Annotated in this window: 1 pseudogene; it reads right to left on the bottom strand. The window is 63.7% G+C overall.

What is annotated here, in order from left to right:
- Positions 1–416: pseudogene (locus U5771_RS35375) on the bottom strand (hypothetical protein); the annotation flags it as partial.

Below are 416 nucleotides of genomic sequence, written 5' to 3'. Positions count from 1 at the left end.
CCGTCAGGTTGCCGTTCAGGTCATACGTCACCGCCCGCCCAGCTGCCGTGCGGTATTGGTTCAGCCCGTTGGCCGTATACGTCGTACGGGTCCCTGTCGCCGGCTTCCAACCGTATCGGTTGTGCGTCACGCTCGATCGCGTGATGTCGCCCAACTGGTTGCGTGCGAACCGCGCGATCCAGTCCTCCGCGCTGCTCGTGAACCGGTGATCCTGGCCCGACAACCACCCTCGGTTGTCGTACGCAAACTCAGTACGCGTCCCGTTGCCCAGTTCCACCCTCGCCCGACGGTTCAGCGCGTCATAGCTGTACTTCGCCAGGCTCGCCGTGCCATTTTCCAGAAACTGCGACGGCCGGCCGAAGCCGTCGTACTGCGTCGATACGTGGAAGCCATCCGGCCACGCAACGTCGATTACG

It is taken from the genome of Burkholderia sp. BCC1977 (assembly GCF_905339595.1).
Classification (GTDB): domain Bacteria; phylum Pseudomonadota; class Gammaproteobacteria; order Burkholderiales; family Burkholderiaceae; genus Burkholderia.
Note: the sequence above shows the minus strand (reverse complement) of the source record. Positions and strands in the feature narration are given on the sequence as shown.